General features: G+C 43.2%; 21 protein-coding genes and 1 riboswitch. Of the genes, 17 read left to right on the forward strand and 4 right to left on the reverse strand.

The window, feature by feature from the left end:
- Positions 1-158 precede the first annotated feature (158 nt).
- The 11 genes from G4407_RS13090 to G4407_RS13140 all read left to right on the forward strand — a co-directional run bounded on the left by G4407_RS13090 (position 159) and on the right by G4407_RS13140 (position 12,434).
- Positions 159-1,133, forward strand: a complete 975-nt coding sequence (locus G4407_RS13090; RefSeq protein ID WP_173689219.1) for a calcium/sodium antiporter — start codon at positions 159-161, stop codon at positions 1,131-1,133.
- Positions 1,134-1,420: 287 nt separating this feature from the next.
- Positions 1,421-2,611, forward strand: a complete 1,191-nt coding sequence (locus G4407_RS13095; protein WP_173689220.1) for a MalY/PatB family protein — start codon at positions 1,421-1,423, stop codon at positions 2,609-2,611.
- 29 nt (positions 2,612-2,640) lie between these two features.
- The gene (locus G4407_RS13100; RefSeq protein WP_173689221.1) at positions 2,641-3,948 is read left to right on the forward strand and encodes a Na+/H+ antiporter NhaC family protein; all 1,308 of its coding nucleotides are present in this window, start codon (positions 2,641-2,643) and stop codon (positions 3,946-3,948) included.
- A gap of 19 nt (positions 3,949-3,967) precedes the next feature.
- Positions 3,968-5,302, forward strand: a complete 1,335-nt coding sequence (locus tag G4407_RS13105) for an MATE family efflux transporter (RefSeq protein ID WP_173689222.1) — start codon at positions 3,968-3,970, stop codon at positions 5,300-5,302.
- A 78-nt stretch (positions 5,303-5,380) separates the two neighbouring features.
- Positions 5,381-5,575: riboswitch (cobalamin riboswitch) on the forward strand.
- 207 nt (positions 5,576-5,782) lie between these two features.
- Positions 5,783-6,982: a sirohydrochlorin cobaltochelatase gene (locus G4407_RS13110; RefSeq protein ID WP_173689223.1), complete on the forward strand. Its 1,200-nt coding sequence runs from the start codon at positions 5,783-5,785 to the stop codon at positions 6,980-6,982.
- A gap of 21 nt (positions 6,983-7,003) precedes the next feature.
- Complete coding sequence (locus G4407_RS13115; RefSeq protein ID WP_173689224.1) at positions 7,004-7,534, forward strand: hypothetical protein; 531 nt, start codon at positions 7,004-7,006, stop codon at positions 7,532-7,534.
- A gap of 245 nt (positions 7,535-7,779) precedes the next feature.
- The gene (locus tag G4407_RS13120) at positions 7,780-8,049 is read left to right on the forward strand and encodes an FmdB family zinc ribbon protein (protein ID WP_173689225.1); all 270 of its coding nucleotides are present in this window, start codon (positions 7,780-7,782) and stop codon (positions 8,047-8,049) included.
- A gap of 60 nt (positions 8,050-8,109) precedes the next feature.
- Positions 8,110-9,018, forward strand: coding sequence for a LysR family transcriptional regulator (locus tag G4407_RS13125; protein ID WP_173689226.1), 909 nt, complete (start codon positions 8,110-8,112; stop codon positions 9,016-9,018).
- A gap of 259 nt (positions 9,019-9,277) precedes the next feature.
- The gene (locus G4407_RS13130) at positions 9,278-9,802 is read left to right on the forward strand and encodes a C-GCAxxG-C-C family protein (protein WP_173689227.1); all 525 of its coding nucleotides are present in this window, start codon (positions 9,278-9,280) and stop codon (positions 9,800-9,802) included.
- A gap of 47 nt (positions 9,803-9,849) precedes the next feature.
- A complete protein-coding gene (locus G4407_RS13135; RefSeq protein WP_173689228.1) occupies positions 9,850-10,770 on the forward strand; it encodes a TDT family transporter in 921 nt (306 codons plus the stop codon).
- A 413-nt stretch (positions 10,771-11,183) separates the two neighbouring features.
- The gene (locus G4407_RS13140; protein ID WP_173689229.1) at positions 11,184-12,434 is read left to right on the forward strand and encodes a saccharopine dehydrogenase family protein; all 1,251 of its coding nucleotides are present in this window, start codon (positions 11,184-11,186) and stop codon (positions 12,432-12,434) included.
- 107 nt (positions 12,435-12,541) lie between these two features.
- Here G4407_RS13140 and G4407_RS13145 read toward each other — a convergent pair whose 3' ends face one another.
- Positions 12,542-13,417, reverse strand: a complete 876-nt coding sequence (locus tag G4407_RS13145) for a LysR family transcriptional regulator (protein WP_008368761.1) — start codon at positions 13,415-13,417, stop codon at positions 12,542-12,544.
- A gap of 286 nt (positions 13,418-13,703) precedes the next feature.
- On the opposite strand from G4407_RS13145, the gene ilvD reads away from it, so the two are divergent.
- The 4 genes from ilvD (at position 13,704) to G4407_RS13165 (ending at position 19,266) form a co-directional block, all read left to right on the forward strand.
- On the forward strand, positions 13,704-15,386 hold the full coding sequence (gene ilvD / locus G4407_RS13150; protein ID WP_173689230.1) for a dihydroxy-acid dehydratase: 1,683 nt from the start codon (positions 13,704-13,706) through the stop codon (positions 15,384-15,386).
- Positions 15,387-15,417: 31 nt separating this feature from the next.
- A complete protein-coding gene (locus G4407_RS13155) occupies positions 15,418-16,404 on the forward strand; it encodes an ornithine cyclodeaminase family protein (RefSeq protein ID WP_173689231.1) in 987 nt (328 codons plus the stop codon).
- A 119-nt stretch (positions 16,405-16,523) separates the two neighbouring features.
- Positions 16,524-17,936 (forward strand): alanine/glycine:cation symporter family protein, encoded by a 1,413-nt coding sequence (locus tag G4407_RS13160; RefSeq protein WP_173689232.1) that lies wholly within the window; start codon positions 16,524-16,526, stop codon positions 17,934-17,936.
- Positions 17,923-19,266, forward strand: coding sequence for an MATE family efflux transporter (locus G4407_RS13165; protein ID WP_173689233.1), 1,344 nt, complete (start codon positions 17,923-17,925; stop codon positions 19,264-19,266). Before G4407_RS13160 ends, G4407_RS13165 begins: the two co-directional genes overlap by 14 nt.
- 100 nt (positions 19,267-19,366) lie before the next feature.
- On the opposite strand, the gene G4407_RS13170 is transcribed toward G4407_RS13165, so the two are convergent.
- Complete coding sequence (locus tag G4407_RS13170) at positions 19,367-20,287, reverse strand: aldo/keto reductase (RefSeq protein ID WP_173689234.1); 921 nt, start codon at positions 20,285-20,287, stop codon at positions 19,367-19,369.
- 710 nt (positions 20,288-20,997) lie between these two features.
- Between G4407_RS13170 and G4407_RS13175 the strand changes: the two genes are divergently transcribed.
- On the forward strand, positions 20,998-21,138 hold the full coding sequence (locus tag G4407_RS13175; RefSeq protein ID WP_173689235.1) for a hypothetical protein: 141 nt from the start codon (positions 20,998-21,000) through the stop codon (positions 21,136-21,138).
- Positions 21,139-21,223: 85 nt separating this feature from the next.
- Here the strand turns inward: G4407_RS13175 and thrH are convergent, their stop codons facing one another.
- Complete coding sequence (gene thrH, locus G4407_RS13180; protein ID WP_173689236.1) at positions 21,224-21,826, reverse strand: bifunctional phosphoserine phosphatase/homoserine phosphotransferase ThrH; 603 nt, start codon at positions 21,824-21,826, stop codon at positions 21,224-21,226.
- Positions 21,827-22,316: 490 nt separating this feature from the next.
- Between thrH and G4407_RS13185 the strand changes: the two genes are divergently transcribed.
- Positions 22,317-23,486 carry an iron-containing alcohol dehydrogenase gene (locus tag G4407_RS13185; protein WP_173689237.1) on the forward strand — a complete coding sequence of 390 codons (1,170 nt, stop codon included), beginning with the start codon at positions 22,317-22,319 and terminating at the stop codon, positions 23,484-23,486.
- A gap of 133 nt (positions 23,487-23,619) precedes the next feature.
- Here G4407_RS13185 and G4407_RS13190 read toward each other — a convergent pair whose 3' ends face one another.
- A complete protein-coding gene (locus tag G4407_RS13190) occupies positions 23,620-24,477 on the reverse strand; it encodes an Rpn family recombination-promoting nuclease/putative transposase (protein WP_173689238.1) in 858 nt (285 codons plus the stop codon).
- Positions 24,478-24,523 lie beyond the last annotated feature (46 nt).

The following is a 24,523-nucleotide window of genomic DNA, read 5'->3' on the forward strand; positions in this document are numbered from 1 at the left end:
GGATAATTCCTTACTGGCTGTAAGGGATATTAACCATAAATATATTGTAGTAGGAGGTAATAAAATAAATAGGAGGAGTTTGTTGACAGTCTGTCCTTCTTGTTCTATAGTGAAAGTTGCTATTTAAAACATGTTATTTAAAAGAGAGGACTTTTACTATGGAACTAATAAAATCAGTCATTATCCTTGTCATAGGATTTGTACTTTTGTTAAAAGGAGCGGACTACTTCGTAGAGGGCAGCTCTTCCGTTGCCAGGCAGCTTCGGATTCCATCGATGATCATCGGTATGACGATCGTTGCGATGGGAACCAGTCTTCCGGAATGTGCGGTCAGTGTAACGGCATCACTGACTGGCAATAATACTCTTGCGGTAAGTAATGTTGTCGGATCAAACATCTTTAACCTGATGGTTGTCTGTGGCGCCTGTGCTTTATTTGCACCGCTTACGATTGAAAAAGATACACTGAAAAAAGAATTTCCACTGTCTATTTTTTGTGCGGCACTGTTGATGGTACTTGGGTACATCGGAATGATTCTTGGACATGTAGATGGCTTTATCTTTTTGATTCTTTTTGTATGTTATCTTCTGTGGATGATCAATTCTGCAAAGAAGGCGAGAGCAGCACATAAAGAAGACAAACTGATGCAAGAAGAGGGAGAATTTGTTGACGAAGAGATCAAAATTCTTCCGATGTGGAAATGTGTAATCTTTATTGTTGGAGGAATGATCGCAATCAAATTTGGCGGCGATTTTGTTGTAGACAGTGCTTCAGCGATAGCGCTGGCATTTGGCTTCAGCCAGACACTGATCGGACTTACGATCGTTGCGATGGGAACAAGCCTTCCGGAGCTGATGACATCCATCGTTGCGGCAAGGAAGAACGAAGTGGATATGGCACTTGGAAATGTAATTGGTTCCAATATTTTCAATATTCTTCTGGTACTTGGTGTCGCAGGTGCAATCAGTCCGGTTGTGTTCCTTATGGACAACATCATTGATACGGTTGTATTGATCATGATGAGTCTGGTCGTTCTGGTATTTGCATGGACATCTAAGGTGATTAATCGCAAAGAAGGAATTGCAATGCTTTGCATGTATGCCGTGTATATGGTATATATCTGCATCCGATGACAGAGAATCGGCTGTTTGTTATGGGAGTCGGTTTTTTCACGCATTACGTGTTGGAGATGAGGTAAAAGAATATTTATAATGGAAAAATAACTGTGGATACTTTGTTCGCAGTTATTTTTATTATATAATAGAAGAAGCTGACTATTGTAATAAAGTGGAGAAACACTACTGCTCAAAGCGCGTTCTGTGAGCAGTGATGAACAGCATACTTTATAAGTAGGAAAATATTGACATACCATAGAAAATGCGGTATAAGAGACGGAGAAGGAATACAAAGGAGTACACAGATGGGAAAATACAATTTTGATGAAGTGATCGACAGACATGGAACGGACTGCCTGAAATATGATTTCGGAATGAAGAGAAAGGGAAGGGATGACCTGCTTCCGCTCTGGGTGGCAGACATGGATTTCCGTCTTCCGGATGAAATTCTGGATGAATTCCACAAGAGAATTGACCATGGGATTTTTGGTTATACAGATCCGCTTGATGAATATTTTGCGGCGATGAACCATTGGTTCTCAACACGCTATGGCTACACGATCGAACCGGAATGGGTAACGCTTGGCGCGGGAATCGTCTATGCGCTGGGAACCAGTGTAAGAGCATTTACCGAAGAGGGAGATGCCATGATGGTGATGCAGCCGGTATACTATCCGTTCAGTGAAGTTATCAAGAATGACGGAAGAAGACTGGTGAACTGCCAGCTGCGTTATGAGAACAATCATTATTCAATCGACTTTGAGAAGATGGAGAGAACGATCCTGGAAGAGGGCGTAAAAGCACTGATCTTCTGTAATCCGCACAATCCGGTCGGAAGAGTCTGGACAAGAGAAGAACTGGAAAGAGTTGCAGAGATTTGCCTGAAATACAACGTGACCTGGATGGTGGACGAGATGCACTGTGATTTCATTTTCCCGGGACATACCTTCACAAGCTGTATGAATCTGGATGAAAAATACCGTCAGATTCTTGCGCTCTACAGCTCACCGGGAAAGACATTCAACGTGGCAGGACTTCAGCCGGCAAATATCATCATTCCAAACGAAGAGCTGCGAAAAAAATACCAGTGGGCGAATACCCAGGCAGCTTACAGTCAGGGAAGCCTGATGGGACAGCTTGCTGTCAAGGTATGTTATACAAAAGGTGCCGAATGGGTAGATGAACTGGTACAGTATATTTACGAAAATGTACAGTATATGAGCAAGTTCGTGAAAGAGAATTTCCCGAAGGCGAAGATGGTAGAGCCGGAAGGAACCTATCTGGTATGGGTTGATTTCTCCGGGTACGGATTCAGCAATGAAGAGCTGGAACATCTGATGCTGGAGGAAGCGAAATTGTGGCTGGATTCCGGAATTATCTTCGGACCGGAGACTGCACAGTTTGAAAGATTTAATGTAGCGTGTCCGCGTGCAACGGTAGAGCAGGCACTGACACAGCTGAAAGACGCACTGGATAAGCATCTGGCAGCAAAATAATATAAAAAAAGGATTGAGAGGAAAAAAAGATGGACAGACAAAAGAAAAATATGGGGGCAGTGGCATTTCTCCCATTGATCGTATTTCTGGTATGTTATGTAGGGTGTGGGATTACATTTACACTGCTTGGAGCAGACGAACCGTTCGGAAAGTTTCCGCGTCACGTCGCACTTCTTGCAGGTTGTGCGGTAGCACTTCTCCTTAACCGTGGCATGGGTGTACAGGATAAGCTGAATATTATGACAACGAACATGGGAAATTCAGGAGTTATGATGATCGTTCTGATCTACCTGATGGCTGGTGGATTCCAGGGAGCAGCAGCGGCAATGGGCGGAAAAGATTCGGTTGTGAATCTCTGTCTGCATTTTATTCCGGTGAAGCTTTTAGTTCCGGGTGTATTTTTGATGTGCTGTTTTATTTCTACATCGATCGGAACATCCATGGGAACGATTGCAGCGATGGCTCCGATTGCGATCAATGTGGCACAGGGAGCGCATTTAAATGTTGCGGTAGTCGGTGCGGCAGTGATCGGAGGATCTTATTTTGGAGATAACCTTTCCATGATTTCAGATACAACCATTTCGGCAGCAGAAGGATGTGGTTCTGAGATGAAAGACAAATTTAAAATGAACTTTTTCATTGCTCTTCCGGCGGCAATTGTGGCAATAATCCTGTACTCGATTTTTGGCGGAGTCGGAAGCGGAGCAATCGAAGCAGGAAGCTATAGTATCATCGAAGTCCTTCCTTATTTCATTGTTCTGATTGCGGCACTTATGGGAGTTAATGTTGCGGTAGTCCTTTTTGTAGGAATACTTGCATCCGGTATCATTGGACTTTGTGTTGGAAGCTGTGGACTTTTTGAATGGATCCAGGCAATTGGAAGTGGTATGAGCGATATGTTCAGCATCAGTATCGTTGCGATTTTAGTATCTGGTATTATCGGTCTTGTACGTGAATATGGCGGTGTTGAATGGCTGGTGGGCGCGATTAGCGGCAAGATCAAGAGCAGACGTGGTGCGGAATATGGAATCGGACTGATGTCAGGTATCCTTTCCGCAGCTATGGTAAATAATACGATCGCGATCATTGTTACCTGTCCGATCGCAAAAGAAATCGGGGAAAAATATAAGATCGCACCGAAGAGACTTGCCAGTCTGGTGGATATCTTTGCCTGCGCATTTATTGCACTGATGCCACATGATGGTGGTATGCTGATGATTACGGCACTTGCTGATGTATCACCACTTAATGTACTGAAATATTCGTTCTATATGTTTGGACTGATCATTGCGACCTGCGTTACGATACAGTTCGGATTGATGGACAAGAAGAATTAGACAGGATGAAATTTAGAATATGAAAGATCTTACAAAGGGAAAACCGTCCACACTGATACTGGCTTTTGCGCTGCCGATCTTTTTCGCAAATCTTCTGCAGCTTACATACAGTCTTGTGGATACCAGAATTGTCGGAACTTTCCTGGGAGAGGACGCGCTGGCAGCTGTCGGCGCGACCACAACCCTGAGCAATCTGATCATAGGATTTCTGCAGGGACTTTCTGGTGGGTTCGCCATTATTATCGCACAGAAATTCGGTGCAAAGGATTATAAAAGTGTTAAGAAATCATTCGCAATGTCGCTGACCATGGGTACAGGAATTGCGTTATTTTTTACAGTATTCGGGCTGCTTTTTTTACAGCCGATTTTGAACATACTGAATGTTCCGGTAAATCTGATGGGAACAGCAAAAAGCTATATTTTCGTAATCATCGCAGGACTTGTGGCGACCTTTCTCTATGATGCCTGTGCAGCTGCGCTCCGCTCACTGGGTGACACGGTAACACCGCTGGTGATCCTGGCAATTTCAGTTGCACTGAATATTATCGGAGATTTGTTTTTTGTTGTAGTACTGAAAAGCGGCGTACAGGGAGCTGCAATCGCAACGGTACTTGCACAGGCGATTGCATTTGTTGTCTGCTGGATCTACATGGTAAAGAGATATGAATTATTAAGACTTGGCCGGGAGGATTTTAGAGATCCAAATCCAACAATGGTGAAAAATATGCTTGGTGCGGGAATGTCTATGGGATTTATGAGTTCTCTGATCAATATTGGATCTCTGACACTTCAGACTGCGATCAATAAGCTGGGAACCGATTATATTGTGGCACAGACAGCAGCAAGAAAACTGACCGAAATGTTCATGATCATGTTTACCGTATTTGGAAATACCATGGCGACCTACTGTGGACAGAATCTGGGTGCCGGAAAGATTGACCGGATCAAAAAAGGGATCTGGCTTGCGATTTTTTATACCTGTATCTGGTGTACCCTTGTGATCGTGGCAAGTTACACGATCGGAGACAAGCTGGTCTATCTGGTAACAGGGACACATAATGAGAATGTGATCTTAAATGCGACCAGATATCTGAAATTTGATACGTTATTTTATTATGTAACAGCCGTGATCTGTGTGGTGAGAAATGCCATGCAGGGATTGGATGACCATATTACACCGATCGTATCCAGTACACTGGAGATGCTTGGGAAAATTGTGATCGCATTTACACTGGTCCCGCATCTTGGATATACGGGTGTTATCATTGCAGAGCCGATCGTGTGGTTTATTATGGTAATCCCGTTGATCGTGCAGATTTTCCGGATGCCGGTGCTGAAGAAGGCAAACGGATAGATTTTTTTTGATAGCGGAGCAGAGTGAGTTTTCTTGACACTACTTACAAGCCTGTGCTAGAATATGCTTGTTTCAAAAATATATACAGATGCGTAAGGTGTCAATCAGATGGAATCTATCGGGATTGGTGAAAAGGGAAACAGGTGTAAGTCCTGTGCGAACTCGTCACCGTAATTTGCAAGCTTTGGCTGTTGTACCACTGGGAAACCGGGAAGGAAAGCCACAAGCGTCTGAGCAATTAGTCGGGAGACCTGCCTTTCGCAGTACAGGAACGGAAAGTTCATGCCACGAGTAACTGGCAGTACGAAAGACAGAGACTTCGGACTGATTCTGCACAGAGCAGAAGGTCGGTTTCTTTTTTGTACGCCCTCGGTAAATTTACATACGAGGGATTTTTTTTGCTTGAAAAAAATATGCTGTAAAGTGCGATGAATATAATTCTGTTTCCTGAAAGTATGACAAAAATCAGGGAGGATCAAGATGAAGAAACGATTATTAGTGGCATTACTGGCAACGGCACTTACTGTATCCATGATGGCTGGATGCGGAAACAAAAAGACCGAAGATACTTCTTCTGCAAAAACAGAGGAAACTTCAAAGGACAGCGATCAGGAGGCGGCAGACAAAGTGGCAAAGCTGATCGATGACATTTATGTACAGGAAAGAACAGATAAGACAGATGAACAGTGCAAAGCTGCAAAAGAAGCATGGGATAAGCTTACCGATGCACAGAAAGAGCTGGTAGAAGGCGAGAACGCTGACCCGGATTATTTCGGAAGAGATACAGGTGATGCATCGAAAGATGATCCGCTGAACGAAGATAATATTGGAGAAAATGAAATTCTGGTTGTAAGCTTTGGTACATCCTTCAATGACAGCCGTGCAAAGGATATCGGCGGTATCGAAAAAGCACTTCAGGCAGCATATCCGGACTGGTCTGTAAGAAGAGCATTTACAGCACAGATCATCATCAATCATGTACAGGCCCGTGATGATGAAAAGATCGATAACATGGATCAGGCACTGGAAAGAGCAATCGACAACGGGGTTAAGAACCTGGTCGTACAGCCGACACATCTGATGCATGGCGCAGAGTATGATGAGCTGACAGAAGCAGTTGAGAGTTACAAAGATAAATTTGAATCTGTAAAAATTGCAGAACCGCTTCTTGGTGAAGTAGGAACAGATGAGACAGCAGTTAATGAAGATAAAGCAGAAGTTGCAGAAGCAATCACTTCAGAAGCTGTTAAGACAGCTGGATTTGACAGCCTCGATGCAGCTAAGGAAGATGGAACAGCTTTTGTATTCATGGGACATGGAACTTCTCATACAGCAAAGATCAGTTACTCTCAGATGCAGACCCAGATGAATGATCTTGGTTATGACAATGTATTTATCGGAACTGTAGAAGGTGAACCGGAAGATACATCTTGTGAAGCAGTCATCGGAAAGCTTAAAGCTGCAGGATACAAGAAAGTAATCCTTCGTCCTCTGATGGTTGTAGCAGGAGACCATGCAAACAACGATATGGCAGGCGATGATGACGATTCCTGGAAGAGCCAGTTTGAAGCATCGGGAGCATTTAACAGCATTGATACACAGATCGCAGGTCTTGGTGGAATCGATGCAATCCAGCAGATCTATGTAGCACATACACAGGCTGCAATTGATGCAGAATAATATAAAAGAGGGAATTAGAATATGAAGAAAAAACTGTTAGTATTGGTACTTTCTGCTGTAATGGCAGTGGGAATGATGAGTGGATGCGGTGCGAAGTCAGACACATCGGATGGGGAAGCAAAGGTGGAACAGGAAGCTTCTTCAAAGGAAGACAAAAAGGAAGAGACACCAAAGTGTGAACTGGAAGATGGAACTTACACAGCAGAGTTCAAGACTGACAGTGGAATGTTTCATGTAAATGAAGCGAATGACGGAAAAGGAACACTTACGGTAAAAGACGGTAAAATGACGATTCATGTCAGTCTTCATTCCAAACATATCGTAAATCTGTTTGTTGGAAAAGCAAAGGATGCGAAAAAAGACGGAGCAGAGCTGCTGGAACCTACCACAGATACGGTGACATACAGTAATGGTGATACCGAAGAGGTCTATGGATTTGATATTCCGGTTCCGGAGTTGGACAAAGAGTTTGATGTTGCTCTTATCGGAACCAAAGGTGTCTGGTATGATCACAAAGTAAGTGTGACAGATCCGGTGAAAGTTGAAGAATAAATGGATGAGTGAAAGGACTGTTTTCCTGAAATGGAAAATAGTTCTTTCTTTTTATTTTTATAAGGTATTTTTCACGGAAATCAGGAATGTGCCAGAGAACATTATGAGTTTGTATATGAATCAGGACAAATCTATACTTTTATATGTCAAATAGTGTATACTAAGCGGTGAAGGGGAATGCGAAAGAGGCAAAACATTTTGTATATCGTAAAGGAAATAAGACACAGAAAGGAAGTTAAAATACAATGTACTATGTACCAGACGGCACGAAAGAGTGCGGATTTTATGAATGTAAGAAATGTGGCAATCGTTTTTTGTCTTTACAGACAATGAAAAGAATCCCTTGTCCGGAATGTGAGGCAGAGATCGACTATGAAATCGGACCGGACGAATCCATGGAAGATGTTTTTGATACGGCAGAATTACTGGAAAAGATCGTTGGTGAAGAAGAGGTTGAGAAGATGGACGGACTTCTCAGTCTTGCGATTACCGATGGAGATTGCAACTGGATTTAATTTTTTAGGTAAAATTGTTGAATGGTGGTCAGGATGAATAGTAAAAGAGGAAGAAAATAGATGGATATTCATGATTTGAAAATATTTCTGACGATCGCGCAGGAAGGCAGTGTTTCCAAAGCATCCAAACTTCTTTATATGACACCGCAGGGAACAAGTAAGGTACTGAAAAACCTTGAAACAGAAATGGGATGCCAGCTGTTTATCCGGGATAAGTCAGGGATGAAGCTTACAGAGAGCGGAGAAAGATTTCGCGAGTATGCGCTGAAGGATGTAGACGATTACTATCAGGTAAAGAAAGATATCCTGCATATCGAGCAGAGGCAGAAGAAGGTTGTTGATCTTCTGTCAGCATATGGAATCTTGCGTCTGCTTACGCCGGACTGTCTTGTGGCATTTAGGGAAAAGTATTCGGATATCGAATTCCATTACCGGGAATATCCGGATCTTCCAGTCGAACAGCTTTTTGCCGGTAATGAAGGAAATGTGGCATTTTCCATCGGAGATTTTGATGAGCATTTATATCAGGTTGTGCCGCTGGAAACATTTCCAATCAAGCTTCTGGTTAATGAAAAGCATCCTCTTGCACAGCGAGAAAGTGTCACAATTGAAGATCTGCAGGGAGAGCCGATGTTTATTGAGAGCAGTCAGTTCCATATCTATCACTTGATCACGGAAAGATGTGAGGAGGCAGGATTTGAACCGGATATTATTTTCCAGACCAGCGGTTTCAGTCTGTGCCACAAGATGGTAAAGGCAAATAAAGGGATTTCTGTGACAGTAGATTTTATTTATGATGACATGCGGGAAGACGGAATGAAGCTGATCCCGTTTTCTGATGGAAGATATGAATGGAAAGCCTGCATGATCACAAGACAAGATGAAGAAGAGAATGAAGGCGTGCAGTGTTTCCGGAAACACGTACAGGAATGGCTGCAAAAGATCCGCTCAGGAGAGATTACACGATAAGAAAAAAGTTGCTAAGAAGTAACGAAAAGTTGCAGGCGAGTCACAAACTATACAGAATGCATGAAAAAGCAGAGTATAGTTTGTGATTTTTTTGTCGACATTTTCGCTTAAATAGAAAGTAACTATAATAATGGAATATTTATAGAAAAAATGAATTTGAATAAAATACACAAAAGAATATAATAATAATACATGGATGCTGGCAGAATATACAAATAATCGCGCCGGCACAAATATAATTTTACAGGAGGTTTTGAAAATGAATATTGGGGTAACAGAAATCAGTCCAAGAGAGGTGCAGAGAAAGGCAGAGAAATGTTTTAAAGATGGATATTACTGCTGTGAAGCTCTGGTCAGCACAATTCGTGATGAATTCAAACTGGATGTGCCGAAAGAAGTTGTAGCTATGGCATCCGGAATGGCAGTAGGAGCAGGAAAATCCGGATGTGCCTGCGGTGCATTTAACGGAGGAATTCTTGCACTTGGAATGTTCTTTGGACGTACCGAGCAGGATGGACCGACTAACCCGAAGAGTATCAAATGTATGGAGCTTACACACGAACTTCATGACTGGTTCAAGAAGGCAAATGGTAAAAATGCGATCTGCTGCAGAGTTCTTACAAAGGAATTCAATATGGGACAGGGCGAACACAAAGAACAGTGCATTTATTTCACAGGACTTTGTGCATGGAAGGTAGCACAGATCGTCTGTCGTGAGCTCGGCATCAAGAATCTGGATGAAATTGATGAACCGTGCGAAAGAAGAAAAATTGCAGATATCTAAATGAAGTGGTAACGACAGCCGCTTGATGAGAGAAAGGGAAAGAAACAATGAAAGACGTAATTAAGAAAGTACCGATTCCGCTTTGTGGAGTCATGCTTGGCGCGGCAGCACTTGGAAATTTACTTCAGAGCTATTCAGAAGGAATCCGTTATGTATGCGGTATATTCGCAGCATTTCTTCTGATACTGGTGCTTTTGAAGCTGATCATGTTCCCGGGAGCAGTGAAAGAAGATATGGGAAATCCGATCATGGCAAGCGTATCCGGAACATTTCCGATGGCACTTATGATTCTCAGTACTTATGTAAAACCGTTTATCGGAAAGGCAGCTTATTACATATGGCTTCTGGCAATCATTCTTCACATCATTCTGATCATATACTTTACGGTGAAGTTTGTTCTGAAACTTCAGATGCCGAAAGTATTTGCAAGCTATTATATTGTATATGTAGGAATCGCTGTAGCGGCTGTTACAGCACCGGCTTATGAGCAGCTTGGAATCGGAACCGCAGCATTCTGGTTTGGATTTGTAACACTGATCGTACTTCTTGTACTTGTAACCTATCGTTATGTGAAGTTTAAAGAAGTGCCGGATCCGGCAAAACCGCTGATCTGTATCTACGCAGCACCGACCAGCCTGTGTATTGCAGGTTATGTACAGTCCGTAACACCGAAATCATACGGATTTTTGATGGCAATGTTTGTAGTGGCAACTGTTATTTACATTTTCGCACTGGTAAAAGCAGTTGGCTATCTGAAGATGCCATTCTTCCCAAGCTATGCAGCATTCACATTCCCATTTGTTATCAGCGCAATCGCAAGTAAACAGACGATGGCATGCGCAGCAAATATGGGACATCCAATGCCGTTCCTTCAGTATGTAGTTCTGATCGAGACGATCATTGCGGTAGCACTTGTTGTTTACACATATATCCGTTTCATGGGAGCTATTTTCGGAGGAAAGAAATAAAAGATTTGACCGGATGGACAAAAAAGGGTAAACTTAAGTTTATCAAGAATATGTCGGATGAGGGACGTCCTAGACACCGCAAGGGGCCGAAGAAGCAAAGCGTAAGGTAAACATCTTCCTTTCGTGGAAACTGACAGGCAAAAAGGAAGGCGACCTGACGAATCTTTGGAGAGTGTGCAAAGAAAGCACCACCTACGAGGCTAGAACCAACTGGTAAAAGGACAGAGAAAACAGATGAACGATTTTTTCGTGCATCTGTTTTTTTCTGTCCTTTTTATATGGGCACTTATATGAGATGAGACTGTTAGCAGGCGGTATGTGGTGGTATACAAAAGTATTATCTGAGGAAGAAAGGAAAGGGCATTTTTTGAAAAAAATTTGACAGAAGAAAAGGAAAAGCAGGAGGAAAAAAGATGAGAATGATGCTTGTAGGAGCCGGTGCTGTCGGTGAAAGTATTTTAAAAGTAATGCAGTGGAGAGATCCGAAGGGAGAATGGCTGGAATATGTCCTGGTCTGTGATTATGATCTAAAAAGGGCAGAAGAAGTTGTTACTATGATGAAGGGGGATACCCGTTTTGAAGCCTCTAAGATCGATGCGACAAATACAGAGGAAATGGCAGAAATGATCCGGGAGCATAAAATTGATTTTGTGATGGATGCGGCGCCGCCCTTTGCAAGTAATATGATTTTTGACGCTGCGTTTAAAACAGGTGCAGACTACGGAAGTATGGGAACCTGGTCTGTTCCGATGGAACATCCTGCGTATGGTCTCGGAATCGAGAACAGCTATACAGAACCAATGACAAAATATAATTTTGACCGCCATGAAGCCTGGAAGAAGCAGGGAAATATGGCTGTGATCTGTATGGGGATCGATCCGGGTGTTGTAAATGTATTTGCAAAATACGCAGCGACAGAACTTTTGGATGAGATTACAGAGGTTCATGTAAAAGACGGCGGAAATCTGTCTGTTCCGGGCGCAGATCCGGATGATATCATGTTTGGATTCAACGTGTGGACTGTGCTGGATGAGGTAATGAACCCGAATGTTGAGTATGATGAGGAAAAGGGCGGATTTATCGTAGAAAAAGCGTTTGCCGGACAGGAAGTATATGAGATGCCGGAAGGAGTTGGCGCAAATACGCTGGTCAAAGTTGAGCATGAGGAAGTCGTGACGATGGCACGCTACTTAAGCCAGTATGGATTGAAAAAGGCAACCTTCAAGATCAGTCTTGATGAGAATCTGATCACGGCACTTAAGGTGCTGGATAAGCTGGGACTTCGCAGTATCAAGCCGATGCAGGTAGGGGATGTGAAAGTAGTTCCACGAGATGTGGTTGCAGCGTGTGCGCCGCAGCCAAAAGATATCGGAGATGAGATGACTGGAAAAATGCTGGTCGGAGTACAGTGTATCGGAAAGAAAGATGGAAAGGAAAAAGAATATTTCCTGTATCAGCCATTTGATAATCAGGAGTCTATCGAAAGATGGGGAACCCAGGCTGTTACCGCCCAGACAGGATTTGGAGCAGCACTTGCACTGGAGCTGATCGGAAGAGGAATCTGGAAAGAAGCTGGGGTCTATGCACCGGAATATTTTGATCCGAAACCATACCTTGAATTAATGAAAGAAAGTGGTTATAAATACGGAATTATAGAGAAATAATCTGGATGCGCTCAGAGATGGTCTGAGAAAATAAACAAAATAAAGTTACGCGCAAAACGGCACAAAGTCATAGCAGAACTTTGTGCCGTTTTGCGTGTGACAGGAAATCAGATCAGCTTACATTCTTTGGCCCATTTAGTAACAAAGGTAAGAAACTTATCAAGTGCAGGAGAGAGTTCAGGTGTATCCAGATAGGCCACGGACAGATTCCTGCGGAAGTGTTCGGTAAAGGAACGGACACAGACATTGAATGGAATATTATGGAGCAGAAGTTTGGGAAGTACAGTGATGCCAAAGCCCTGTTCCACCATTTTAATCGCAGTATAGTCCTCATTGATCCGGAATCTTACGTTAGGGGTGATATGGTTTAAGCGGAATAATTTTCCGGTTTCATAATCAAAATCATCGGCGGAGAGAACAAAATCCTGTCCGTCAATATCGGCAAAAGATACCGTCAGCTGATCGGCAAGAGGATGGTCCAGGGAAGTAACCAGAACCAGTTCATCGGTGCCGACAGGCAGATTTGGAAAATCCTTTGCAACATATTGCGAAACAAAAATACAGTCCAGTTCTTTTTTTCGAAGTTTTTCCGTCAGGTTCTGAAATCCGTCAACATAGAGCCGAAAGGTGATATTCGGGTATTCGGCGGAAAAATTTTTCAGTACTCCGGGGAGCCAGTTATAGGCAATGCTTTGCACCGTTCCGATGCGGATAAAGCCACTGTCCAGATTGTTGATATTTGAGACAATCTGATCGATCCGTGTATTGGCGGAGCGGATATGCATAAGTTCTTCAAAGATGGGTTCTGTCCCGGGAAGTGCTTCCATTCCGTTTTTTGAACGCTTGAACAGCTTGAGACCAATCTCTTTTTCATAATTGCGAATGGTCTGGCTGACAGCTGACTGTGTGTAGTTGTGTTTTTGAGCAGCTTTTGAGATGCTCTGATTCTCATAGACATCAAGAATCACATCGTATTTAGACATGATGTAACCTCCCGTGGTGTTGATAAACAATGCTCTTTTACTATCTTACTTAATATAAGGAAGATAATCAATATCCGCGGGATTTTATTATAAATTTTTTTAAAATCAAACATAAGAAAAAGTGAAAATATAAGCGCAAATCAAAGAGTTAATATTGTATTAAGAAAAAGTGAAATCTGATATCAGTTTTACAGACTTTTCAATGACCGGAAACTGGAATAGCATAGAGGAGGGGAATGAAATTCAAAGGCTTTTAACATGTATCATGAATTAAAGGAGAAGAATAATGGGATACGATTACTGGAACGGAACAGAAGCGGCACACCGCCGTGTTATGATGAAGGCGGCAGGATATTCGGATGAGGATATCCGCCAGAAACCGCATATCGGAATACCGAATTCTTACATGGCAGGTTCTCCCGGAACTGCGCATCTTCGCCAGGTGACAGAGGCTGTAAAAGAGGGAATCTGGGCAGCAGGAGGAATCCCGGTAGAATTCGGAATCCCGGCTACTTGCGGAAATGTGGCAAATGGTGCGGATGAGATGAAGTATGAGCAGGTAGGAAGAGATATCGTGGCAATGTCCATCGAATTTGTATCCAGAATACATAATTTCGATGCGATCTGCTGTGTGGCATCCTGTGATCTGATTATTGCCGGATGTTATCTGGCAGCATGCAGACTGGATATTCCGGCCCTGGTAGTGACCGGGGGATCAATGCAGGCCGGAAATTACTGCGGTAAGACAGTTGTAGAGGCAGATCTGGATGCAGCAAGATTCTCAGATGCTTCTGAGGCAGAATTATTTGAAATGGAAGAAAGTGTCTGCCCTTCATTTGGTGCCTGCCCTTCCATGGGAACAGCGAACACGATGCAGATGTTAGGTGAGGTATTGAACCTTGTTATGCCGGGAACATCTACGATTCCTGCATCAGATAATGCAAGACTTCGTGCTGCAAGAACAGCAGGAAAATACATGGTACAGCTTGCCAGGTCCGGAAAGACACCAAAAGATCTGATCACCAAAGATGTTCTGGAAAATGCGATCATGTTTGATATGGCAGTTGCAGGATCTACCAATGCGGTACTTCATATCCTGGCATACGCATATGAACTTGGTATTAAGCTTACACTGGCAGAGTTTGAAAAGTATGCGAAGGAAATTTACTGCATCAATGCAGTGATTCCAAGCGGACCGTATACAGTTGTAGATTTTCATTATGCCGGCGGTGTAAAGCAGGTCATGAAGCAGCTTGCCGGTAAAATCCACACTGACGCGCCGACGATTTACGGGGATACAACTTGGGGTGAACTCCTCGATTCTGTGAAAAGCGCGCCAAATAAAGTCATTCATTCGCTGGAAGATCCTGTAGCAAAAGAACCGGGACTTAAAATCATGCGGGGAAATATTTCACCGGCAGGAGCGATTGTACGTCCGACAGCAGTATATGAAGAAGTAAAATACATCAAAGGTGCGGCAAAAGTGTATGAATGCGATCAGGATGCGTATAAAGCCATTATGGCAGGCGAGATTGTCGCGGGGGACATTCTTGTTATCCGCTATGAAGGCTGTAAAGGAGCACCGGGTATGAAAGAGCTGATGCTTAGTATCGATGCTCTGATCGGACTTGGACTTGATAAAAAGGTCGGGCTTATCACAGACGCACGTTTCTCCGGATTCAACTACGGAGCAATCGTCGGACATGTTTCTCCGGAAGCCTATGACGGCGGTGTGATCGCTTTGATCGAAAATGGTGATGAAATTGAGATGGACATTGCAGGGGGAACCGTCAATCTTCTCGTATCCGATGAGATTTTAGCAGAAAGAAGAAAATCCTGGGTACGTCCGCCACTTAAGCAGCAGAAGGGTGTTTTAAATATTTACGCACAGAACTGCAGACCGGCAGAAGAAGGCGGTGCAATGCAGCCATGGGCACTGGATGCAGATTACGGATATCATCACGAATAAAAGTATTGATAAGGATAAGGAGAGAACGGGTATGTTATTGCTTTCAAAAGAGGATATTAAAAGTGTAATTACAATGAAAGACATGATCGAAGCGGACAAGCAGGCATTTAAAATGGTTGTCGATGGTACGGTAGATACACCGCTTCGTACAGTCATCAACGGAAAGTATGACGGTGCATTTCTGTTTATGCCGGCCTATGCTCCGGAATTAGATGCAGCAGCCATGAAGGTGATCAACATTTTTCCACACAATATCGATAACAATCTGATGACATCACCGGCGCAGACTATGCTGATCGACGGAAAGACAGGATATGTGATTGCGATGCTGGATGGAACTTATGTGACACAGCTTCGTACGGGGGCGTCTTCCGGTGCAGCATTTGATCTGCTTGGGAAAAAGGAATGTAAAAAAGGTGCAATGATCGGTACAGGGGGACAGGCAGCAGCTCAGCTTGAGGCAATGCTCGCAGCAAGAAAGCTGGAAGAAGTAAAGATCTTTGACCTGAATGAAGAAAGATGCAAAGCATTTGCCGAAGAAATGCAGAAGGAACTGGCAAAATATGGCGCGAAAATCATACCGGCTAAGGATTCAGATGACTGTATCGAAGATGCAGATCTTATTATTACTGTTACTCCTTCCGCAAAACCGGTATTTGACGGAACAAAGGTAAAGGCCGGTGCAACTATCAGCTGCGTAGGTACTTATGAACCTCATAAGCATGAGCTGGATCCGGCGGTTTTACCGAGAGCATCTAAGATCATCTGTGATTCAAAAGAGGCAGCACTTTCAGAGACGGGGGACCTTCTGATTCCGATCGCAGACGGAATCATTACAGAAGAGGATGTGCTTGGAAGCCTTGGAGATGTGATCAATGGAAAGATCAAAGGACGTGAAAATGACGAAGAAATTATCGTATATGAAACCGTAGGAGTTGCTGCACAGGATCTGGTAGCAGCGAAGGTGATTTATGATAAAGCGGTAGAAGCCGGAAAAGGACTTCGTTGGGGAGAATAATCCAAGAAGAGGATGTAAGTACAAAAAACACGGAATTTTCCGTGTTTTTTGTATTCTAAAGAATAGCTTTGTGATAAAATAGACGAGAACATTAATTTAAAGAAAAGGAAACGAGAGAAATGATAACTACATGGATTCAGGCAGTATACCAATTTTTATGGGGAGATCTTTTGAGGATACCACTTCCGGGAGACTCCTCTTTTGGTGTATCACTGCTTATTATTTTGCTGATCCCCACAGGAATTTATTTCACGATCAGAACAAGATTTTTGCCGGTTCGTCTTTTTGGCGATATGGTTCGCGCACTTACCGGGAAAAAGAAGGAGGATGACAGTTTGTCAACCTTTCAGACATTGATCGTCTCAACTGCAACAAGAGTCGGAATGGGGAATCTGGTTGGAGTAGTTGCTGCCGTTTCCGCAGGTGGTGCCGGTGCGGTTTTTTGGATGTGGATCACAGCGATTATCGGTTCTTCAACCGCATTTATCGAGGCAACGCTTGCACAGCTTTATAAAGAGAAAGATCCGCTTTACGGAGGCTACCGCGGAGGTCCGGCATACTATATGCATCATTATGCAGAGAGACGGACAGGAAAGACAAAGAAACATGTCTGTATTGCGGTGCTCTTTGCAATCTCAGGGCTCATCTGCTGGGCCGGGATCAGTCAGGTGATCAGTAATTCGGTTGCATCTTCTTTTGAAAATGCATTTGGGATTCCGCCAATTTTTACGACGGTGATTCTGGTAGCCGTTGCGGCAGTGATCGTACTGCGAAAAAATGCCACAGTAAAGGTGCTGGATATTCTGGTCCCAATCATGGCAGTCTGCTATTTTGTGATTACGATAGTCATTATCTTGTTGAATATCCGAAGCCTGCCGGGGGTATTTGAGCGGATTATCCAGGAAGCGTTTGGGATCCGTCAGGCAGCCGCCGGTGGGTTCGGCGCAGTTCTTATGAATGGTGTAAAAAGAGGGTTATTTTCAAATGAGGCAGGTTCCGGATCTGCTCCGTGCGCAGCTGCAGCTGCAGAATGTGATACGCCTGTAAAAGCAGGACTTATACAGGCACTTGGTGTATTTATAGATACAATTGTGATCTGCAGCTGTACGGCGATGATCATGCTTCTTGTGCCGGAAAAGATGATAGCAGGACTGGAAGGAATGGAGCTTTTGCAGACAGCAATGAATTATCATCTCGGTAAATTTGGCGTGATCTTTATTGCGGTTACGTTGTTCCTTTTCAGCTTTTCAACGTTTCTTGGAATCCTGTTTTATGCAAGAGGAAATGTGGCATATCTTTTAGGGGATAAGTGGTGCTGGCAGACAGCATATAAAATCCTCGCACTTGTGATGCTCTTTATCGGAGGAATTGCGGCTTACCATATTGTATGGGATCTTGGTGATGTGGGAATCGGACTTATGACGATTTTTAATATTGTGACTTTGTATCCTATGGGTGGAGAGGCATTGGAAGAATTGAGGAAGTACGAAAAAAATAAACAGCAGGAGGAACTGGAGGATGTCAAAAGATGAATATTTAATTACAGATGCGCCGCTTAAAGCGTTGACTGTTTTTGCAATGCCTATGATTTTAGGCAGCTTTTTTCAACAAGTATATAATATGGCTGATTCTATTATTGTGGGTCAGTTTGTTGGTTCGTCTGCGCTGGCGGCAGTCGGTGCCTGTGCTGCACTTACGAATGTCTTCATTTGTATAGCATTGGGTGCCGGTGTCGGTGCAGGAGTGCTCGTGAGCCGTTATTTTGGAGCCAGAGATTATAGTAAAATGAAAACAATTGTGTCAACATCACTGATCAGCTTCCTGATTCTAAGCGTACTTCTGGGTGTATTTGGCTTTTGTTTTTCCCATTCGATGATGAGTTTATTGCAGACACCTGCTGATATACTGGAGGAAGCAGTACTGTACCTTCGTGTTTATTTTGTGGGATTTCCGTTTTTGTTTATGTATAACATCCTTTCAACGATGTTTACCTCGATCGGTGAGTCAAAGATTCCGTTGGGACTGTTGATATTTTCTTCTATTTTGAATATTATTATGGATCTCTGGATGGTGGCCGGACTTGGTTTGGGGGTATTTGGTGCAGCCCTTGCAACCCTCATTGCACAGGGGATTTCAGCAGTGTTTTCACTTTTCATTTTCTTTAGCCGGATGCGCCGATATAAAAGTCGCTTTGACTGGTTTGATGGGAAGGAATTGCATTCCATGCTTCGGATCGCTGTACCATCTGTTCTTCAGCAGTCTACAGTGTCGATTGGCATGATGATCGTACAGGCAGTTGTAAATCCGTTCGGTACACAGGCACTTGCCGGTTATTCGGCAACGATGCGGGTAGAGAACGTTTTTTCACTGATCTTTGTATCCATTGGAAATGCAGTTTCACCGTATGTTTCCCAGAATCTTGGCGCAAAGAAATTGGAACGTATCAAAAAAGGATATCATGCGGCACTGGTGTTGGATTTATGTTTTGCAATTCTTGCTTTTATAGTCATTGAAACGCTTCATACGCAGATTTCCTCGTTATTCCTGGGGAAAGACGGAACCGCTCTGGCATATCAGGTGTCCGGGGATTATATGAGATGGCTTGGTTTCTTTTTCATCTTTATGGGTATCAAAATGGCAACAGATGGAGTCCTCCGTGGACTGGGAGTCATGCGCCCGTTTCTCGTCGCCAATATGGTAAACCTTGCGATCCGCCTGGCAGTTGCTTTGATTTTTGCACCTCGTTTTGGTATCGCATTTGTCTGGCTTGCCGTACCGGCTGGCTGGTTTGCCAATTTTGTGATTTCCTATGTGGCACTTAGAAAATCGTGGCCAACTGATAAAGCAGCTTCAGTTTGTTAACTGTCTGTTTATTCCGGAAATAGAATTACCCGCACCAACGGTGCGGGTAATAGCATAAGTTAGCAAGAATATAAAATCAGAAATATAATGCCGAAAATCCTTATGGAAGCGGATGACCTGCAGCCAGGTACAGCTCATACCATTCTTCGCGAGTCAGTGTTATCTCGCATGCTGCAATAATTTCTTTCAGGCGACTTTCGCTTGCGGTTCCGGTAATGATTTGCATATTTGCCGGGTGGCGTAAAATCCACGCAGCCGCAATGGTAGTGTCGCTGACATTATATTTTTCAGCCAGTACATGAAGCTTTTGATTCAGTTCCGGGTATTGGTCACTTCCGAGAAAGCATCCTTTCCATGCCGGCATCTGAAATGGTGACCAGGCCTGGAGGGTGATATCGTGGAGGCGGCAGTAGTCGAGCAGACTTCCGTCGTGGTCAATTGAACCAGGGGTTTCCATATTGACTTCCATGCCATTTGCAACAAGATTGGAAACCGGAATGCTGAATTGAACCTGGTTGACAACGAGCGGTTGGCGGACATACTTCTGTAGCAGTGCAATCTGCATCGGTTTGTGGTTTGAAACACCAAAATGGCGAACCTTTCCGCTCTCAAACAGAGTATCAAATGCGGCAGCAACCTCTTCCGGTTCTACGAGTGCATCCGGACGGTGGAGCAGCAGAAGATCGAGATAATCTGTCTGAAGCCGTTTTAAAATACCATCGACAGATTTCAAAATGTGCTCTTTTGAGAGGTCATAATAACCTTGACGGATGCCGCATTTTGACTGCAGGAAAATATCTTCCCGTTTCAGGGATGGATCGCCGGCAAAGGCTTCGCCGAACACGGTCTCGCTCATACCGCCGCCGTAGATATCCGCATGATCGAAGAAATATGCGCCCTGTTCCAACGCAGAGTGAATGAAATGGTTCATTTCCTCTTTCGATTTCTCAGAAAGTCGCATGCATCCGACTGCAATGGAAGGAATTTTTTGCAAATGATTGCCTAAAATAGTTTCTCTCATGATAAAAATCTCCTTTGTAATCCGCTCATTTTTCTTTGAAAAATGGCTACTTACTCATGTTTTTGGCGGGTCAAGAGGTCAAAAATCCTCTTGTAAGCAAGCTTGCATCGGCTTTCTGACCTTTTGCCCATGGTATCATTATCATATCATAGAAGCGCACTCGAGAGTCAATGAAAAAGTGATAAAAGACGAAAATCCTACAAACTGTAAAATTAAGCAGTTTGTAGGACTTTTTTATTGCATATGTAATTACAACCTAAAAATCAATGTAAATACAACCTTATAATGTTAAAATAAATATGCATATTCAACAAATTTGTTGAAAAATAATGGTGCTTGAATAAAGGAGGGACAGCCGGAATGAATTTAAAAGAAGTTTACGAGATTTTTTATCCGGGCAAATGTAAAGAAAATCCATCTGTGTGGAATGTTCCCCCAAAATACCGTTCGAAAAAAGATTTTTTTGAAGAACTTCTTCCGATGGAAATACGATGGATCAATTGTAAAATCTGGAATGATAAAGCGCGAAGAAGCAGATTTTTTCGGATTGTAAAGGAGAAACCCGATATATTGCATCATTGCGCACATTTTTATTCGAACAACCATGGACTATTTCGAGGATAGAAGGAAAAGCAAATGAGCTTTTGAGTGGTCAGATTTGCGAAAAGGTTATGAATGAAAGTTTTTTACGCTTTTCTGATGTAATGGATATGGCAAAGAGATCACAATATACATTAACTGGTCTTGTCATCAATGCGTTTACTGATTCCGTTATTTTGGACTGGAATCAGCTCGGCACGATAAATCCTGGTGGCGATGACGGAGAAGAAGAAACCATGTATACGAGATAGTTGTAAAAAAACCTTACCAATTTTCAGACGTAAAAACTGAAAAACGGTAAGGTTTCTCTACGCATGTCGCCATGGCAATTATCTTTTATTTTATCGCGTCTTTAATTGCGCCAAGCAGCTCTTCATAGGTTTCATAGGCCGGAATCTGCGGGTAATCCGCTTTGATCTTGTCGGTTGAACGGAATAAGAATCCTGCCTTACTTGCCTGGATCATACCCAGATCGTTGTAAGAATCGCCACTTGCGATCGTTTCAAATCCGATGGACTGCAGTGCCTTTACGGTTGTTAGTTTGGAATTTTCCACACGCATCTTGAAGTCTGTGATTTCGCCATTTTCTGCAATTTCCAGACTGTTGCAGAAAAGCGTCGGATGACCAAGCTTTTCCATGAGCGGCATTGCAAATTCGGTGAAGGTATCACTGAGAAGGATTACCTGGGTGAAGGAACGTAGCTCATCCAGGAAGTCTTTTGCGCCCGGAAGCGGATCAATCTTGGAAATTGTTTCTTGAATTTCTTTGATTCCGAGACCATGAGCTTTTAAAGTATCCAGTCTCCAACGCATCAGTTTGTTATAATCAGGTTCATCTCTTGTGGTTCTTTTCAGTTCCGGAATTCCGCTTGCTTCTGCAAATGCAACCCAGATTTCCGGTACAAGTACTCCTTCGACATCCAGACATGTAATATACATATGTTAACCCTCCTGTACTTTCTGTTTTTTGCTTTCTATAATACCATATATCTGTTTATTTTGCATGTTTTTTTGCAATTGATTAAAAACTGCTGGCGAGAAAACGTTACTGTTCACTCCCGTGTCAATCACTACGCTGATTGGCACGGAGGATGCACGTTTTATCTTGAACGGCATCTCGCCCATCGCCAAAGGCGATTTAAAATGGCGAGATGCGTTGCTGGTCACAGGTACTGTGAACAGTAACGAGAAACCTGTATAAACTACATGATAGCATGGAAAACCATGTAAAGAAGTACTTCGGGAAAATTGTGGGTTCCATTTTGGAATGTGCATAAATGTGCATAAACCGGAAAGATATTGACGATAAATTTTTTCAGGGACTATAATATAAGTATCTGTGGTAAAAGAGGGATGTTTCGGAATGGATCATTGAAAAAGAAAATCTGCCGAAACATATTTTGCTTAAATTACATAAAGGAGAAAAAAGATGAATAACTTTATTTTTGAAAATAAAACGAAAGTATATTTCGGGAAAGGATGTGTCGGCGAGTATCTGCCGGAAATCGCTGCGGCGCATGGGGATAAGGTTCTGCTTGCCTATGGCGGTGGCTCGATCAGGAAAAATGGAGTTTATGAGGAAGTCACAGCGGCACTTGAAAAAGCAGGGAAAACAATCATAGAATTTCCGGGGATTATGGAAAATCCGACTTATAAGAAGGTGCTGGAAGGCACAAAGCTGGTAAAGGAAAAACAGGTGGACTGGATCCTTGCAGTCGGCGGTGGCTCGGTTATGGACTGCAGCAAGGCAATTTCCATGGCAGCGGTCAGCGAGAAAGATGTGTGGGATGAGTACTGGGCGAAGAAGGGTGTTGTGGATTTTGAACCGATGCCACTTGGCGTGATCGTAACAGCGTCCGGAACAGGCAGCGAGTGCAACGGGGGAGCAGTCATTACCAATGAAGAGGTCATGATCAAGACAGACCGGGATTACCCGAAATGCAATCCGGAATTTGCATTAATGGATCCGACTTATACTTATACAGTTCCGACAAAACAGATGGTGGCAGGAAGCTTTGATATCCTGTCTCACGTTATGGAGACTTATTTCAGTGAGCCGGACGAGGATAACGTATCGGATGATATTTCGGAAGCTCTGATGCGCGGCGTGATAACAAGCCTTCGTGCGGCATTGGTAAATCCGGAGAATTATACAGCAAGAAGTAATCTGATGTGGCTGTCTACCATGGCAGAGAACCGGATCATCAAGCTTGGCAAAAAATGTGATTTTGAATGCCATCAGATGGAGCATCAGATCAGTGCTTATACCAACTGCAGTCATGGATGTGGACTTGCTGTGCTGCATCCGGTTTATTATCGGCATATCTGTCAGGCAGGCGCAAAGAAATTTGCCCGCTTTGCGGAAAATGTATGGAAGATTCCGAGAAATGGTCGTACCGATGAAGAGATGGCTGAAGCTGGCGTAGAGGCATTGGCTGATTTTATCAGAGAGATCGGACTTCCGACAACACTTCGGGAAGTAGGTGTGGAGAAAAAAGAGGATCTGAAAGAGATTGCGGATTCTTGTTATCTGGTGGATGGAAGTTATAAGAAGATGACACATGAGGAGATTCTGGAAATATTTCTGGAGTGCTTCTAGCTAATTGGAATGGAACGGAAAGAGATTAAAGAGATCCCTGTGCCGTAAATGGTGCAGGGATCTCTTGCTGTCGTGATCTGGTATGCAGGAAAAGATATCAGTGATAGTTTTTCTCTTTCTGACCGGCATTTAGCTATTGTAATTCGTTAATAATTGCTTCAATGGTTGCGACATCTTCTTCCAGCATATCTGCGATTTGTTCTTTGGAATATTTTTTTTCTAATTTCTTTTTGACCTGACTTTTTAAAAGGTCATTTTTTCCTTGAGTTTTTCCGGTCTCGATTCCAGCTTCCGCACCTTCAGCAAAGGCTTTTTGACGTTCTATTTCTCTTTCTTCCCATGCGCGCATGAATTTCGCCTCCATTTTCTTGTTCGACCTGATCTGACAGACTTTCTGATGGAGCAATTTAATCTTCTGGCTTGTGCACGAACCCGCGACCTCATTCGTTGATTTTTCCATGTAATGAAGTAACTCTATCAGTTCCGGTGATACCATTTCAGGATGCGTGCCATGGCAGTTTAGAAAAATACGTGTTGCTTCATCTTGCAGATCAAGATCTGGACATTCTTCGCATTTCATTCGGAAAGTATACTTGTAAAATCCTTTTCCGAATGGATCGAAGGGCATGATCAGAATGATAAAAGCACGATTTAGTTTATTGAAATCGACACTTCCAGGTGGCAGCAGATTACTGTCCAGTACCGCCTGATAGAAGCGGCTGCGTTTGGGAAGATTCTTTGTATCTTCCTTCTGCGCTTCTGTATCGTACACAGTATCATCGTCATCCCATGCATAGACATCTAATCGGACCTGCCGGTTATCCGGAAAAGTCCGCATTTCTTTTTCAGAATGTGGTGGCAATCTAAGTGGGATATCCTGCCCCAGAATAATATCCAGTACCGTTTTCATATTCTCCGAATCTTCCATTGCTTCATCGAATAAAAATCTGTCCAACAGGTTAAGTTTTGAGAATTCTTTTCTTTTGTTCATTTGTTTCTCCTTTCATTAGGTAAAAATGTTCCGAAAGGAGAAAGTC

This window comes from Allocoprococcus comes, from assembly GCF_013300725.1.
In the GTDB taxonomy this organism is placed as follows: domain Bacteria; phylum Bacillota; class Clostridia; order Lachnospirales; family Lachnospiraceae; genus Allocoprococcus; species Allocoprococcus comes_A.